The organism is Methyloterricola oryzae, from assembly GCF_000934725.1.
Taxonomy (GTDB): Bacteria; Pseudomonadota; Gammaproteobacteria; order Methylococcales; family Methylococcaceae; genus Methyloterricola; species Methyloterricola oryzae.
The window spans coordinates 1-13769 of record NZ_JYNS01000017.1 but is presented as its reverse complement, the minus strand read 5'-3'; the positions used below and the strand labels follow the sequence as shown (position 1 = coordinate 13769).

Below are 13769 nucleotides of genomic sequence, written 5' to 3'. Positions count from 1 at the left end.
CAAGGAGAAATAACTATGACTGTAAAGACGAAGGTTTGGGATTGGCCGACCAGAGCCTTCCACTGGTCACTGGTAATCTCGGTTACAGCGGCGATCATCACTGGCGAGATCGGCGGTTCGCTCGCAGATTGGCACGGCCGCGCAGGCCTTATGGTTTTGGGACTTCTGGTGTTTCGGCTGGTCTGGGGCTTTGTTGGCTCGGAAACAGCGCGGTTTAGTCACTTCTTCCCCACACCGACCCGGATCCTCGCCTATCTGAGGGGCGCCTGGCACGGCGTCGGACACAATCCCCTTGGCGCACTATCGGTGTTTGCGCTGCTGGGGATCCTTGCCGCACAGGTGACGACAGGCCTTTACGCCAATGACGACATTGCCTTCGAAGGACCGTTGTTTCACCTGGTAGACAAATCCCAGAGCGACCGACTGACTGGCCTGCACGGACGTATCTTCTGGGGATTGGTAACCCTGATTGGGCTGCACCTCCTATCCATCGTGTTCTATTCCCGAGTGAAACGGCACAACCTCGTACTACCAATGATCACCGGCAACAAACAAGTTCCTAAACAGCAGGCAGGACAGTTCACTGGATTTCGCTTTGCCGGGTTTGTTGCCGCAGCGTTCCTATCCCTGGCAACCGTATGGACAGTCGCTAATGGTCTCCCCGAAAGATTCGTGGCGGCCATCGACGCCAATGCCGCAGGCCCCGACGAAGTCGAGATTGAACCCGAACCTGACCTGTTCTGACCTAAACGCGTAAGCCAGCTGAATCAACCTTTACAACCAAGCAGAGAGGAAATAGTGTGAAAAGCAGACTTCTATTCACAGTCGCCGCAATTGCCGTCAGCGCCGCAGCGTTGGCCGGCCCAATTGAAGATCAGATTCGATTTAGGCAGTCCGCCTATTCGTTCATCGGTTGGAATGTGGGCAAAATCAAAGCCCAAGTTGCAGACAAACCAGATACCTATAACAAGGACCAAGTCATAGCGGCGGCACGGGCCATCGCGGCGGCAGCCAATTCCGGGCTTGGTGCCCTTTATGGCGCCGGTACTGACAAGGGCGTGGGCTGGAAACAGACCCGCCTCAAGCCTGAATTTTTTCAGCAAACCGACGAGGCCCGCACCGTTGGCATCGCGTTCATAACGGAGGCGAATAATCTTGCCAAAGTCGCCGAAACTGGCAGTGTCGACGAAATCAAGACACAACTCGGCAAACTGAACGATACCTGCAAGAGTTGCCACGACAAATTCCGCATCAAGGAATAACTTCATGTCCCTCCCTACGCGCACATCGCCCCACTCTCATACTTTCCCCGCAAATCCTTCCTAGCGGCTTCATCGTCGCAGCCAAGGTCGGCCATCGGTGCGCAGATGGCCGGGTCCGGTTCCGCGATCCAAATCCCAAATTGCTGCCCTAGCAACAACCCATACACACATTGCTGTTCGCAATACAGCCCGATACTTGACCAATTCACGGCCAGACGTGAGTGAGGCCTCAAAGCCCCTTGTTTTGCGGCCTGTTACAGCGAACTTTAGAACCGTTTTCCGCACAGCAGCCCTTGGCACAGGTTCTGCACCGCTATACATAAGCCCAGATGACGGCATTGACTTCCGTTGAACGCCGGAGGCACCTGGCGCTCCTGACAGCATCTCAGCTGCTTAGAGCAAACATCAAACGACGAGGATTCTATGAGTAGCCTACCCATATACCGGGCGGGGAGCCCAAGCTGGCAGCCAAAGACCTTCAAGAAAACGCTGGCACATGTCGTGGAACTGAGGCCATTCGTTCACGAATCTGTCGCTTCGGCAAGGCCCGATGGGGTCGCCGGTATTCCCGGTCTTGGCACGTTTCGTTGGGACCCGGACGGCAGCGACAGGAAGCTTTTGGACGCCCTGCTGGGCATCGGCCTAGTAATCGTATTGCACGCTGCAGTGATCGACCACTTTAAGCATCAACCAGTGGATTCGACTCCACCCAAGGAAGAAAAAGTTGAAATCACCTTGCTGGCCCCACCACCACCGCCCCCACCGGTCGTTCAGCCGCAACCGCGCCCGGCACCGGTAAAGGATGCCATCCCACCCAAACCAAAACCCAAGCCCAAAAAGCTGCCGCCGCCGGTGATTCAACAACCGCCGGTTCAGACTAATGCGCCGGTGGATAGTGACGCACCACCAGCTCCTGTGCACGCGGCTCCTGTTGCCCCCCCAGCACCACCGGTGGAGAAAGTTGTACAGCTCACCAGCGCAGACTACTTGCGCAACCCGCCACCGGACTACCCGCAGGACGCTCAAGACCGCGGATGGGAAGGCAAGGTTCTGCTGAAAGTACGCATCCTACCGAGCGGAAAGCCGGATGTGGTTCAGGTGCAGAAAAGCAGTGGACACGCAACCCTGGATTCCGCCGCCGTCAAAGCGGTTCGCGGCGGCTGGCTGTTCAAGCCCAATATGCAGGGAACCACGGCGACGGCTGTCTGGGTCGTAATTCCCATAGTCTTTCAACTCTAAACCAACTCGAGGCCACGCATCATGCCGACATTCTCATCTACCGTAATCGTAACCTGGACGCTCTGGGCCCTGATCAGCTTCTCGGTGATCACATGGCTGTTGATTCTGATCAAGGGCATCCAACATCTGCGCGTCAGTTACCATAACCGCAGTTATACCAATGCCTTTTGGCGTGCCATTGATTTTCAGGCAGCATCAGCCTTACGTGACCATTCAGGCCCAGTCGCGCGTGTAGCCTTTGCAGGCTTTAGCACTTTGCAGGAGACAGACGGTGCCACAACGGTTCATGATCTTGAACACTCAGGCGACCGACAGGAACTCTTAGATCGGCGCCTGCGGCAGCAGATGCAAAAAGAGCGTGGATCATTGGAAAGTGGCTTGGCAATTCTAGCGACCATCGGCAGCACATCACCGTTTGTTGGTTTGTTCGGCACTGTATGGGGCATCATGGGCGCGCTGACCGATATCAGCAAAAGCGGCTCAGCGAGTCTGGACGTCGTCGCTGGCCCCATTGGCGAAGCCTTGATCGCAACTGCCATAGGCATTGCTGTGGCGGTCCCGGCCGTCATCGGTTACAACTTTTTCTTGCGCCGGAACAAAGTCATCTGGGCCCTGCTAGACGATTTCGCTACCGACTTCGTCCATTTGGCTCTGAAAACGTCCTTCCTTATCCGTCCCGGTAAATCACCAGAGAACAATGAAAAGGGAGTTACTGCATCGCAAGCGCCCAGGGTCGTTCGCGACCATAACAATAATGAATTTGTCGCGCAGGGGGCGCACGCCTGATGGCCATGCAATCCCATGGTGACAGTGACGACGTGATGAGCGAAATCAACGTGACGCCGCTGGTCGACGTCATGCTGGTGCTGCTGGTGGTATTTATCGTAACGGCTCCATTGCTTACTAACGCGATACACGTAAATCTCCCGAAGACCGACGAGACAGCGCCGCCTGAAATCAAGGAGGCTGTGAACGTGAGTGTCGATAACCAAGGTAAAGTGTTCATAGATAAGCGGGAAATCACACTTGAAAGTGTTGAACCCGAGTTAAAGTCGCTTAAGGCCAATGATCCAGACTTGTCCTTGCACTTGCACGCAGACCAAGGTGTCAACTATGGCATCGTGGCAAAAGTGATGGCATCAATCGAGCGCGCCGGCATCAGCAAACTCGCAGTCTTAACCAACGTTCAATAGCTCCTGGGGCCGGGACAGACCATGTGAATTGTCTCGGCCATCTCACTTATTGAGCTTCATTCATTCCCGCGCTTCGAATCAAGACCTTTAGAAATTTTGATCAGCGCGGTGTCTGGGACTGTAATATCCAACGGCAAAATCTATTCTGAAATCTGGCTCCGAAGAAAAACGGGCGTCTTCTTCACCAAAACAGCCTCGATGCGGCAGGAAGTCTTTGATTGGACAAAAAACGTGCGCGACCTGTGCAAAACCCACTTTCTCGGCCAGCCCAAGACTGAGGCTCAGCCGATCATCTCCTGAGGCGCCGGTAACGGGCGCGGATGGTCGGTCAGTCCGGTTAGCGCTGGTCGCCTGCTATGCGTAGGTCTGCCATCGAAATATGAAATATAAGTTAATCTGGTGGAGCGGGCGGATTGAAGGGAGGCAACCCGCTATCGTTGAAAATCACTCAGCTTGGTTGGAAACGCCACGGTCAATCTGCGACGCGCTCACCGAGTTGCAGCGGCAGGGAGAACGGGGCTTGATGGACATGGCGGTGAAGGCTAGGTGGAACGACCGCCGAATCAGTTAAGGCAACGTGACGGAACTTGCAGGGTAAAATCTGGTAGTTCGAATTGGTTACCTACCGAAGCGTGGAGTACTTTAGGCATTGGGACCAGCGCCTTTTCTGTTACCCAAGATGCGCGATCGTTTCGGCAGTGGGGTCAAGTCCAATTCGGCACTGATACCTCTGTGTGTCCACAAAGCTAAACGCGTGGAAGCGGCGTTGCCTTGGCTTTACCTGCACGCCATTTCGATGGCGGCATGCATGAAGAATCGTCAATGTTGCTCGGTGAAGAGGCCAAGACTGCCCAACGCAGGACGGTTACCCCTGATCGGTTAGTTCAGCGAGTAACAGCCTGGTGTTGGTTGCTCTGTGGCCTCTTGCTGCGTGCTTATAATTCCCACATCTAATACAGTTGGAGTCCGGCGCACCACAATAAGGATTTTGAACCGGCGAATCTTCTCAAAGGACACTAAGCTGGTTTCGAAGTAGCTAACAGCATTTTAACCGAAAACTTGAATAAATTAACTTATTGATCTTAATAGCTCTCTCAGACTTCCGTGAGCTTTCGCGCCGTGTCATCCGTTCGATTTGAGGCCGCCAGTTTCTCAAGAAGGTCACGAACAAGAATGTTCAAATCGTAACCTTTGGCTTTGAACTCCTGCGCCAATCGGTAGGGTACTGGCACCTGAACAAAGGAAGCAGCCTGATGTACTGTCCGGTTTAGCATGATCATCTCCTAGTTTTGTCAGAAAATTGAAACGGCAAGCCAGATGTTACTGGATCGTTATAATTTTCGATTTGTATCGCCATTTCGCTCTCACCGCGAGAATGGCTGACTTCTAACTACGCTCGATCCACGGAATGAAAGCATATTACAAGAACTTTATGCCAAAAAATAATTTGTTAGCATTAAGTTAGAACTTTTCGTTCCTAAAAAGGAACGTCGCAAAATGTCGCGCGTCAACTGGCGGTTGGCAAATCCGAGCACTTTACCGCAAGGGCAAAGGGCTTGTTTTAATCTGGTGACCCATTTTGCAGTGTCCGTTGAGCACCTTGGTGCGAATAAGTCCATGTGAAGTTGGTCAATCGGCTCGCCGGTTGGCCAACTTCACATGTCTTGCCCGCTTTTTTGAGGTTACCGACGTTGATTGTTGGTTACCGGGTTTACTGCCCTTGATTTCCGTTGATTTTGCTTGCTCGCAGGGTGATTTTTGCGCCGATCAAGGAGAATCAACCTGGTGTGACCTTACCGGCCAGGGTAAATCTCAAACGAGTAACCGCTGGGCGGTCACGTTGCTTCGTCAGGGAGAATGCCAGGATTTGCCCAAAAGAATGCCGGGCTACGGGAGCCCGGCAGCAATTGGACTGGCATGTTTGGAACAAAGCTCTCTGAATGGATTTCCTCGGACTGTGTCAGGCCGCCTGATCGGCTGCCTTGGGTTGGCAGTTGTGCAGGTACTCAACGGCGCGCTGCGCATGCGCGGCGGCGGTGAAGATAAAGCGCTTTTCTTCTTTGATCAGGGTGATCCAACTCTGAATGTACGCGGCATGATCCTCACGGGTTCGGGCGTGATGCCAAGATCCGCGCAGAGGAATGCACTGCCCATCTCGGCCACCAGTTCCTCTTTCGCGTAGGCCTCATCGCCCCCCTGCTTGCGGCCAAAATCCCGGTGCAGTCGGGTGGGGTGACGTGTGCTATGAACTGTCTCGTGCGCCAGCGTGGAAAAGAAACTTTCCGAGTCCCGAGATGACACAAAGGGCGGCATTTTAATCATATCGAGCGCGACGGAATAGCTTGCGCGGTTGCCCATCTCGAGGATGGTAACGCCGGTGTTCTTGAAGTACTGGTCCAGCATTTGATCCCGCTCATCCGGGTTGACCTCTGGAACCTCCGGCTTCCCATAAAAGCGCTCGGGTAAGTCGGCGATCTGCTCGACATTGAACACGCTATAGGCCTTCATTAAGGGAATCGAGACCTCGACATCCTCGCCGGTGTCCTGGTCGGTCTCGGTCTTGCGGATGGCATCGGCGTACACCACCATCGAACCGTGCTCGCCCTTGCGAACTCGGCCGCCGAGCTCATTGGACTGCTTCAGCGTCATCCAAGTGGCCGAGCCAAAGCCCTGCTCCAGAGCCGCGGCCCACAGCAGGAGAATATTGATCCCCTGGTAGGGCGTCCCATTGGCCCTCAGGGGCCGGGTGATCCTGCCGGCGGCATGGTCACCGCTCCAGGGCTTCATCCAGGTCAACTCGCCTTTTTCCAGGTCGGCCAGGATCTTCTGGGTCACGCGGGTGTAGACATCGCATTTCGGCTCGGACGCAGTCGTGTTCATGGCGCTTGCTCCTATTCGGGTTGAGGGTGCCAGTGCGGCGGCACCCCTGACCCGCTGGCGAAGCGCGGGGGGTAGCAAGGGCAAGCAAAAATCACGGAAGGTTCACGGCGGAAAAACGGAAGCTTCGGCCCAGCGCAGCGCCGGCTGAAAGCCGCTTTTTCTGACGTGAAAGCCGTTATTTTTGTTGTCCCGCGCGTGGGGGCAGGCGCCCCCTAGGATCTTCCCCGCCGGTTCACACGTTCGGGTGATCCGGCCAGAGGGGCGGAAACAGTCTGCGTCCGCAGTCTGTTTCTCCGCTTGCAATGCACTGTCCAAGAAAAAGCCCGAGCCGGCGACAGCCGACCCGGGCGCGAAGCGATAACTCAGTACTCGCTGGGTAGCAGGATCACGTGGTTAGTGAAGTAGAGAGAGATCTCATCCAGCGGGAAGTCGCTGTAGGGGATGGATTTGGAGAAGACCACCCGGCCGTTGCCGTCATCGCAGGTGAGCAGGGCCGTGTGATCGGGATTGACCTGAAGCTCCCAGTGCTGAAAGGACTCGGCGGCGACCGGGCGTTCGTAATGCTGGGCGAAGGCGATCTCGTCCAGCAGCCAGAAGGCGCCGGCGGCTTCGGCGACGTGTTGGGCGCCCTCGGTGAACAGGACATCGCGGATCAGGCCGTGGCGGTACCAGGTGGTGGTGCCGGTGAACTGACGAAGCGCGGCTTTGGAAAAGGACTGAGTCGTGGCCATGGGTGCGTCTCCTTCGGTTCCGGGACCGCGCCCATCGCGGCCTTCCGGTGGCGGCGCATCAGCGGGGGCCAGGCAGACGGCGCACCCCGCAGGGGCCGTAACCACGTGGCGGACCGCGGTCTGGGGCTTTTTGGACCGCGAGGAGGCCGAACGGCCGGGGAAAAAGCCCCAAGCCGCGGTTGCGCCGGCAGACGCCGCCGCTACAGCAGGGCACCCTGACGGAAGGCTCGTGGGGCGGTCGTGACCCGGACCGACTCCCTGGCCGCAGCGATAGTCAGCTGACGCGCTCGACTCATTTGCCAACCCCGCCATTCGCGAGGAGGAAATATTGTGTACCAAGCCGAGAACCACGGGGCTCGTCGGGGACTGCCTGGACTCAGCGCCTGATTCCCCTGTGCGCTCGGCGCCGAGAGTCGGGCATTAACCGCCTAACTTTTATCGCTGATCAGATCCAGGCCACCGGTGCAAATGCGCGTGCATTCGACCGCTGCGTTCCATTGCGCACAAGCTTATCCACCGATTTTGTGTATATTTTTATCATGGACTAAAGGAGCGTACTGCCATGGACATGAACCCGATGCCCATGCCACTGATCGCCGCCATCCAGTAGCTCATTCCCCTGGTGATCCTGGGCGCGATTCTGAGATCGCCCTGGTTCAAGGGACTCGTTGGCGAACAACTGGTGCGATTGGCTGCCTGGCTCAGGCTGGACAAGACGGTCTACCATGCGATCCACGATGTCACCCTGCCAACTCCGGACGGTACCACGCAAATCGATCACGTGTTCGTCTCCCCCTACGGCATTTTCGTCGTCGAAACCAAAAACTATTCAGGCTGGATTTTCGGCGGCGAACACCAACCCAACTGGACTCAGAAGATCTACCGCACGACCCACAAGTTCCAGAATCCGCTCCGCCAGAATTACAAGCACTTGAAGGCTCTGGAGTCGTTACTGGATGTCCCCCCGGAAACCTTGCACTCGGTCATCGTGTTTGTCGGCGGCAGCACCTTCAAGACACCGATGCCACCCAATGTCACTTATGCGGGCGGCTATGTGCGCTACATCCAATCCTTTCAGACCCGGGTATTTTCGCGAGAACAGGTCGAAGCGATGGTTTCGGCGATCAGTTCCGGCAGAAAGAAGCCCGGCTTCAACACGAACCGTGAGCACGTCCGCCAGCTTCAATCACGCCATGACGTGACGGCGCCCCGACTGTGCCCACGCTGTGGAAGCGCCATGGTCCTGCGGGAAGTCAAGAAGGGCGGCAATGTCGGTAAAAGCTTTTGGGGCTGTTCACAGTATCCAAAGCGCCGTGCCGTTCAGAATACCTGAGAGAACTCATCCAGCAGGGGCAAGCCATGACCACACCGAATTTCGTTTCACGCTCGCCATTGATTCTGACCCTCCTGGCGCTGGTTCTTTTGGAGAGCCCGATTGCCCTTGCCAAGCCCATCAAGCGGCTGGACTATGAAGGCTTTACGGCCTGGGTTGACTGCGCCCGGCGCGGACAGACCCGCTTTCAGTACGCGGCCAACGCCGATAGCGGCAGCTTCCCCCGTCTGGACGATTACGCGCTCGATCCCAATGTGCCGAAGAAATGCCAGCAGAAGTCCACCCGCAGCTACGGCCGCGGCTATGACCGGGGCCATCTGGTGTCGGCCAACCACATGGACTTCTCGGGAAACGCCATCATGCAAAGCAACTACATGACCAACATCCTGCCGCAGGTGCATGAGTTGAATGCCGGAGCCTGGCTGGCGACCGAGGAGATCGTCGAATGCTATCGGGACCTGGAGCCTTTGCAGGTCTATGGCGGCGTGATCTGGGGCACGAACAAGAAAAACGATTACTTCGTGAAGTCGCATGGCGTCAGGGTAACTGTTCACGCCCTTGCGTGTCTGAGCGAAGCTGGGCATGCTGGTTCCCATGAAAAAGCCTCGAATTCAGCTTGACCCTCCGGAACGGCCTTCTAGCTTGGAAGAGGCGGAAGTCGTGATCGAGCTCTATTGGCAGGCGCTGCAATCACTCCGCGGTGGGGGTGATCCCGAGACGGTGAGTGCAACGCTCCGCCAGGCGCTTTCAACACAAAAAAAGAGCCGTAAACCCGCAAGAAAGTCTTGACAGGGTTTTTGGCTCGAAATGGCCAAATTCACCGACATTCCGCGATCCGCCTGAAGGCATGTCCCAACCGCCCTGTCGTCCTCCTTAAGTTGCAATCGCAGAAAGTCTGGGGACCGCCGTTGCCGCCGGACGATTCGCGCTGTGCGTGGCGATCAGGCGGTAAAAATCGCTGAAAAAAACCGGGCTTACAATAGCCCCATGGAGGAATTTGTCTAACAATTCAGGGCCTTGCCGGACCGTCCCGAGACGATCGACGAGGCCTATGAGTTGATCAAAACGCTCTGGCAGGCGTTTCAGTGGAGCCTCGAAAGACAGGGGCTACATTCCGGCAATTCTTCGATCCCACCCAGGCAGTATCGCCTCTCGGGAAGGGCCAAGGATCCAAGGTTTCGCAAGAAACCCTCGACACGCCAGCGCGGCGCACAGCCCGGTCATGTTCAACATGCGCGTGACCGTATCCCGGAAGCGGACGTCGATCAGATCGAGCGCTATTTCCCCGAGGCGCATTGCGCCTGTGGCGGGGAGATTCGGATAGACGAAGAACCCCAACACCGCCATCAGGTCTTCGACTTGCCGGAAATCACGTTCACGGTGACCGAGCATCAACGTTTCGGCGGTCACTGTCAGGCCTGTGGCTGGAGCGTCACCGCCAAACTGCCCCAAGCGATTCCCTCCGGTCAGATGGGACCCGGACTGATTGCCTGGATTGCCCTCATGAGCGGTCACTTTCGCCTCAGCACCCGCAGTATCCAGAGCCTCCTCAGCTTGCAGTGGGGACTCACCTTCAGCACCGGCGCCATCAGTGAATCTCAGGAACCCGTCGCCGACTGGCTGGAACCCCTGTACCAACAGGTCGGCGAGACGATCCGCCAGGCTCCAGTGGCTCACACCGATGAAACCACCCATTTCCGCGCCCAACAGCGCACTGGCTATGGGTACTCTGCACCCCGCAGTTGGCCTTCTTCATGATCCACGCCTCGCGCGGTATGAAAGCCGCTCGCCAGTTGCTGGAACCCTTTGCCGGCATCCTGATCTCCGATCGGCACGGCGCCTATGGCACCCATCCGACCCACCAGCGTCAGCTGTGCTGGGCGCATGTCATCCGCAATCTCGAACGGATCTCCGGCAGAAAAGGCGATCCAGGCGAACTGGGCCTCTGGTTGGTCCGCGTCGCCCGACTCATCATCCGCCTCGAACACGCCTGGCGGCGCAGCGCTTATCGATCCCCCCATTACCGACGGCGACTCGAACAGGCCCGCGAAAATTTCCGTGTCGCCCTCGAACAGGGCTATCATCAGCATCGCGGCCAGCGCACCGGAAATGCCTGCAAGGCCTTGCTGGACGATGAGCCTATGCTGTGGCAATTCCTCCACTCGCCCGGCCTCGACCTGACCAACAACACCGCCGAACGCGCGCTGCGCCCCTATGTGATCTGGCGCAAGACCAGCTTCTTTAGCCAATCCGAACGCGGCGACCGCTTCCGCACCCGAGTCGTGACCGTCACCGAATCCTGTCGACGGCTCGAGCTCAGCGCCTACAGCCTCCTGCGTCAGGTCTGCGACCAGGGCATCCGCAAGCAGCCCATCGCCCTCCGCCTGCCCATTGATCATCTCTACCGAATCCCGCCCACTCGGCAGCTTGAAAATCGTCACGCTGCGTAAGGGCGTGAACGGATACCATTACCGACGTTCGGCGTATCCTTTCAATTCCTCATCAACGACGGCTTTCGGTTTTTGTCGGGATGCCTCAGCGTCTGACGTCTTATATTTTCGGAGATTTTGAATTCGAGTCCTATACCTGTATGGTTTTACTTTGACGTAGCGTTTGTCATGTCAGGAGATATGTCATGTTCGATCACTATTCGCGAGACCTGTTTATAAAGCGGATTGAGAAAAGACTGGAAGTTTTTTTTACACGCCATGAAACAGCCGTGAATCGCTTCAAGCGGATGGCTAATCTTGCGGCGTTCTGCTTGCTATGGCCATACTCCTCTCTCCTTTCATATGCCCTGCTCGTCACCGCTGTTCTCGGTATCTGGTACGGCTTCGCCTCTGTTATGGGACTCGAAGTTCCGGAAGGCAATTTCTTTCAAGCAATTCTTACTTATTACAAGCAACCAATACTTCGGACCATTATCAACATTGGATTCCTGTTCCTTATCGCATTCTGGATATTCATGGTGCGGAGCTACTATCGGGTGTTCTATGGATTCTTGGAAATGATCGTTGGTGCAATTATCGGTTCTTCCGTCAATGTGAATGACCCAGACCAAAAAGTGGTCCTACTAACGCTTGCCAGTGGTGTCTACGTGATGGTGAGAGGGCTCGACAATATCGACAAAGGGGTTTCTGACGAAGGTCCTGGGGCTGATGTCCTTCGATACTTCCCACTCTATCTGCGCAATTGGATAGAGAGCGGAAAAGACCTTTCTGTCAGTGAAGTACTAGATCCAGCAAATTGGCGCACTCACGCTGAAAAAGATACGGCAAAAGATACTCACCTCAATTCTCCGGAAGACCAGACTCACGGTAAGTCATGACCATAATCACCTGCCCTTTCTTGATGTCGATGGTAATCTTCTCCGGAAGCTCGTGATGTCCAACCGCTTTCCTCAAAAACCGCTGGGCGGCATCCTTGTCGCGATGGGCGGTGAGGAGGAAACTGATGGGCAGTCCCGCCTTATTAATGAGCCCCACAGGCAAATCGGGGCACTTGAACTTCGGATGGGCTGCCTTGGAGCTGACGTCCATGAATGACTGGTCTCGGTATGAGTCGGAGGACGGCAAAGGTTGACGTGACGCCGAGAAATCGATCCGAGCGACTGACTGCCACTGTGTGTTCAACGGGCATTCCGCGCCGGAAGAGCCGCTGATGCCTGCATTGCTGTCTTTCCTGACCTCAACCTGGACGCCGACCCATCGGCCATTCCTGCCCTTCACCTCTTCCGCACAACGGTCATTCCGGAACGTCAGCTCCGAGTTCGATCTTCGGAACGCAACGTGCCCTAACCTTGCCAGTGGCAACGCTTCGCTAGGAAAAGCAGGTAACGAATGTAGAACCGAATGAAACTCAGGCAAGACATATTGGGAAATTTGGCCAAATTGACCGAACCCTTGCGCCCTTCCATGCGCTTCGGCCAGCAGTTATTCGACAGGCTTTTCCGATAGCTTTTCGATAAGCCTATCGAGTTTTGAGGTATCCACCGGCTTGGCGAGATATTGGTCAAACCCGACTTCCTCGCCTTTTTGTCTGTCGGACTCCGCACTCCAGCCCGTGACTGCGGCGATCAAGATGTCCTGGCCCCAGGGCCGCTGACGAATCTGTCGGCATGCATCGTAGCCGTTCAAGTTTGGCATCCCGATATCCAGCAATATCAACTCTGGTTGGAATGCCTCGGCAAGCTTAACCGCCTCTAAACCATTACTGGCGGTCGCAACCTGATGCCCGATCGCCTGAAGGTGCATTTCCAGGATTTTCGTCAAAGAAGCATTGTCGTCGCAGATCAAAATACGGCGAGGGACGAAGACTTTCGAAGTGAGATTCTCGTCGCTTTGGCAGTCCGGAGTCTTCGAGTTCGGCGGCCTGCAAGGTAAACGAACGATGAACTCACTGCCTTTGCCGTCACCTTCACTTTGCGCTTCGACCGTTCCTCCATGAAGCGTGACCAGTTTCTTGACCAGGCTGAGCCCGATACCCAAACCTCCATAATGCTTTTCCAGCGATTGATCGACCTGAGTGAAGACGTCAAAGATGCGGTCCAGCATCGAGGCGGGGATGCCGATGCCGTTGTCCAGCACTCTGACCTCGGTGGTACCATTGCGCTCTTCGGCTTTAACGGTGATATCGCCGCCCCGCGGGGTAAACTTGGCGGCGTTGTTGAGCAAATTGCCGAACACCTGTCCAAGCCGCACCAGATCGGCATTTATTGTGATCGGCTTTTCGGGAAGTTCGAGGTGCAGCGTATGTCCGGACTCGGTGATGAAGGGCAGGCTGAGTTCCACGGCTTGATGAATGGCAGTGGAGAGTTCGATTGTGTTGAAAAACAGCCTTTCCAATCGTGGGTCGCGAATACCGATTGACCGATTAGAAAATCATTTTGACGGACGGCGATCGGTTTTCGCGGGTTGAGACGGGCTGTCCCGCCGTTATGCGGGTACTTCGGTGGCTTTTGGCGCCATTGGCATCAGCCATTTCGCCATTCTTCGCAAATTCTGGGCAGTCGCCGCCAGTAGGAACTCGTCCCGGGCGCCGCTGAAGCCACGCAGACGCAGCTTGTCGAGCCTGAGGATGCGCTTGAGATGGGCGAACAGCATTTCCACCTTCTTGCGATCTTTCATCGATT

Annotated in this window: 17 protein-coding genes; 10 read left to right on the top strand and 7 right to left on the bottom strand. The window is 56.0% G+C overall.

Going from position 1 to position 13769, the window contains the following annotated elements; genetic code table 11:
- The first annotated feature begins 15 nt into the window (after positions 1–15).
- The 5 genes from EK23_RS17670 to EK23_RS17650 all read left to right on the top strand — a co-directional run bounded on the left by EK23_RS17670 (position 16) and on the right by EK23_RS17650 (position 3694).
- The gene (locus EK23_RS17670; protein ID WP_052808308.1) at positions 16–744 is read left to right on the top strand and encodes a cytochrome b/b6 domain-containing protein; all 729 of its coding nucleotides are present in this window, start codon (positions 16–18) and stop codon (positions 742–744) included.
- A gap of 56 nt (positions 745–800) precedes the next feature.
- Complete coding sequence (locus EK23_RS17665) at positions 801–1262, top strand: c-type cytochrome (protein WP_045226729.1); 462 nt, start codon at positions 801–803, stop codon at positions 1260–1262.
- A gap of 618 nt (positions 1263–1880) precedes the next feature.
- The gene (locus EK23_RS22715) at positions 1881–2501 is read left to right on the top strand and encodes an energy transducer TonB (RefSeq protein ID WP_158002538.1); all 621 of its coding nucleotides are present in this window, start codon (positions 1881–1883) and stop codon (positions 2499–2501) included.
- A gap of 21 nt (positions 2502–2522) precedes the next feature.
- Complete coding sequence (locus EK23_RS17655) at positions 2523–3287, top strand: MotA/TolQ/ExbB proton channel family protein (protein ID WP_045226728.1); 765 nt, start codon at positions 2523–2525, stop codon at positions 3285–3287.
- Positions 3287–3694, top strand: coding sequence for an ExbD/TolR family protein (locus EK23_RS17650; RefSeq protein ID WP_045226727.1), 408 nt, complete (start codon positions 3287–3289; stop codon positions 3692–3694). The genes EK23_RS17655 and EK23_RS17650 overlap by 1 nt, the downstream gene beginning before the upstream one ends.
- A 1094-nt stretch (positions 3695–4788) precedes the next feature.
- Here EK23_RS17650 and EK23_RS17635 read toward each other — a convergent pair.
- The 4 genes from EK23_RS17635 to EK23_RS17625 all read right to left on the bottom strand — a co-directional run bounded on the left by EK23_RS17635 (position 4789) and on the right by EK23_RS17625 (position 7305).
- Positions 4789–4968, bottom strand: coding sequence for a hypothetical protein (locus EK23_RS17635; RefSeq protein WP_145998722.1), 180 nt, complete (start codon positions 4966–4968; stop codon positions 4789–4791).
- Positions 4969–5654: 686 nt separating this feature from the next.
- Entirely contained in the window at positions 5655–5768 is a 114-nt protein-coding gene (locus tag EK23_RS24745; protein WP_369112146.1) for a hypothetical protein, read from the bottom strand.
- Positions 5759–6574 (bottom strand): ArdC family protein, encoded by an 816-nt coding sequence (locus tag EK23_RS17630; RefSeq protein ID WP_200892185.1) that lies wholly within the window; start codon positions 6572–6574, stop codon positions 5759–5761. The genes EK23_RS24745 and EK23_RS17630 overlap by 10 nt, the downstream gene beginning before the upstream one ends.
- Before the next feature lie 362 nt (positions 6575–6936).
- Positions 6937–7305, bottom strand: coding sequence for a DUF6876 family protein (locus EK23_RS17625; protein ID WP_045226723.1), 369 nt, complete (start codon positions 7303–7305; stop codon positions 6937–6939).
- A 622-nt stretch (positions 7306–7927) separates the two neighbouring features.
- Here EK23_RS17625 and EK23_RS17620 point away from each other — a divergent pair.
- From EK23_RS17620 to EK23_RS17600, 5 genes are all read left to right on the top strand, one after another.
- Positions 7928–8638 carry a nuclease-related domain-containing protein gene (locus tag EK23_RS17620; RefSeq protein ID WP_268748193.1) on the top strand — a complete coding sequence of 237 codons (711 nt, stop codon included), beginning with the start codon at positions 7928–7930 and terminating at the stop codon, positions 8636–8638.
- A 26-nt stretch (positions 8639–8664) separates the two neighbouring features.
- Positions 8665–9258 (top strand): DNA/RNA non-specific endonuclease, encoded by a 594-nt coding sequence (locus tag EK23_RS17615; RefSeq protein ID WP_052808305.1) that lies wholly within the window; start codon positions 8665–8667, stop codon positions 9256–9258.
- 397 nt (positions 9259–9655) lie between these two features.
- On the top strand, positions 9656–10396 hold the full coding sequence (locus EK23_RS24885; protein WP_052808304.1) for an IS66 family transposase: 741 nt from the start codon (positions 9656–9658) through the stop codon (positions 10394–10396).
- Positions 10393–11088 (top strand): IS66 family transposase, encoded by a 696-nt coding sequence (locus EK23_RS24880; RefSeq protein ID WP_235282181.1) that lies wholly within the window; start codon positions 10393–10395, stop codon positions 11086–11088. Before EK23_RS24885 ends, EK23_RS24880 begins: the two co-directional genes overlap by 4 nt.
- A gap of 185 nt (positions 11089–11273) precedes the next feature.
- Positions 11274–11966 (top strand): hypothetical protein, encoded by a 693-nt coding sequence (locus EK23_RS17600; RefSeq protein ID WP_045226721.1) that lies wholly within the window; start codon positions 11274–11276, stop codon positions 11964–11966.
- Here EK23_RS17600 and EK23_RS24875 read toward each other — a convergent pair.
- From EK23_RS24875 to EK23_RS17585, 3 genes are all read right to left on the bottom strand, one after another.
- On the bottom strand, positions 11929–12177 hold the full coding sequence (locus tag EK23_RS24875) for a DDE-type integrase/transposase/recombinase (protein ID WP_145998721.1): 249 nt from the start codon (positions 12175–12177) through the stop codon (positions 11929–11931). The genes EK23_RS17600 and EK23_RS24875 overlap by 38 nt on opposite strands.
- 393 nt (positions 12178–12570) lie before the next feature.
- Positions 12571–13482, bottom strand: coding sequence for a hybrid sensor histidine kinase/response regulator (locus EK23_RS17590; RefSeq protein WP_052808302.1), 912 nt, complete (start codon positions 13480–13482; stop codon positions 12571–12573).
- Between the two features lie 90 nt (positions 13483–13572).
- On the bottom strand, positions 13573–13769 hold a 197-nt coding region (locus EK23_RS17585; protein WP_045226718.1), incomplete at its 5' end, for a transposase.